Here is a 1,421-nt window from a genome sequence, read left to right as displayed (position 1 = left end):
TCATGCTCCAGCAACTCCGCCAGCTGGTCGCGTATCGCCGACACCGCGTCCAGAACACCGAGCTCATCCGTCCGCACCCGCACCGGCAGCGTGTTGATGAGCGGCCCGGGGACGCGGTCGGCGCCCAGGCCGGCGTTCATCCGCCCGAAGAGGATGGTGCCGAAGACCACGTTGTCGCGGCCGCTGAGCACCGCGAGGGCCCGGGCCCACGCCACATGCAGGACGGTCGCGGCAGACACGCCGAGCCGGCGGGAGACCTCGCGCAGCCGTGCCTCGGCGGCGGGTGTGAACGGTACGACCTCGCGCACCACGTCGGCGCCGACTCCGCGGACGTCCACCAGACCGTACGGCGCCGTCGGTTCAGTGACGTCGCCAAGCAGTTCGGCGAAGTAGCGCTCGTGGGAGGTTTCGTCAGCGGCGGCGCCACGGGCGTGGGCCACGAAGGTACGGAAGGGCAGCGGCTCGGGCAGTTGGTCGCCCCGGCCCGTGAGGAAGGCCTGGATCTCGCTCAGCAGCGTCTCCAGCGCGGCGTGGTCCTGCACCAGGTGGTGGACGCGCACCAGGCCCAGCCAGCGGTCACCGCCGGGGACTGCGGTTGCGTGGACCGTGATCAGCGGCGCCCGGTTGAGGTCCATCGCGGAGCCGACGGATGCGACCAGCTCGGCCACCGGGTCGGTACTCTGCGGGTCCAGCCTCACCTCGGTGACCGGCAGTTCGGCGTTGCGCCACACCACCTGGACCGGTCGGTTCAGGCCCTCCCAGACGAAGGAGGTGCGGAAGATGTCGTGCCGGTCGATCACGCTCTGCAGCGCGGCCGCGAAGTCGTCCAGGCGCTCGCGTGAGCCGAACTCCAGCACGGAGGGAAGCACATAGGCGTCGTCGCCGCCCTCGGCGAGGAGATGGTGGAAGAGCAGGCCCTCCTGGAGCGGGGCAAGCGGATAGACGTCCGCGATGTTGGCTGCGCCGCCCTCCACCGTGGCGACGACCCGCTCGATCTCCTCTGCCGTCAACTCGACCAGCGGAAGCATCTCCGGCGTGATCACCGTCGCGCCCGCCGGAATCAGGTTCTCCGGCACCACGACCTGCCGGGCATCCGAAGCCAGCGCCAGCCCAGCCGGCGTCGGCGTCTGGAACAGCGCCCGCACCGACAGCGACACACCCCGCCGACGCAGCACCTCCACCAACCGGATCCCCAGCAGGGAATGGCCGCCGAGACGGAAGAAGTCGTCGTCCACACCGACGCTCTCCAGACCCAGCACCTCGGCGAACGCCGCGCAGACCACCTCCTCACGCACACTCGCCGGAGCACGACCCGAGCCGGTGGAATACTCCGGCGCGGGCAGGGCCTTGCGATCCAGCTTGCCGTTCACCGACAACGGCAGCTCATCCAGCACCACGACAGCCGACGGCACCATGTACTC

General features: G+C 70.4%; 1 protein-coding gene. It reads right to left on the bottom strand.

The genetic code is table 11. From position 1 onward, the window contains the following. Positions 1-1,421: condensation domain-containing protein (locus tag ABT300_RS44020; protein ID WP_351688793.1), on the bottom strand; the 1,421-nt coding region annotated here is incomplete at both ends.

It is taken from the genome of Streptomyces sp. NPDC001027 (assembly GCF_040299045.1).
GTDB lineage: Bacteria > Actinomycetota > Actinomycetes > Streptomycetales > Streptomycetaceae > Streptomyces.
This window is presented reverse-complemented; position numbering and strand designations above follow the sequence as displayed.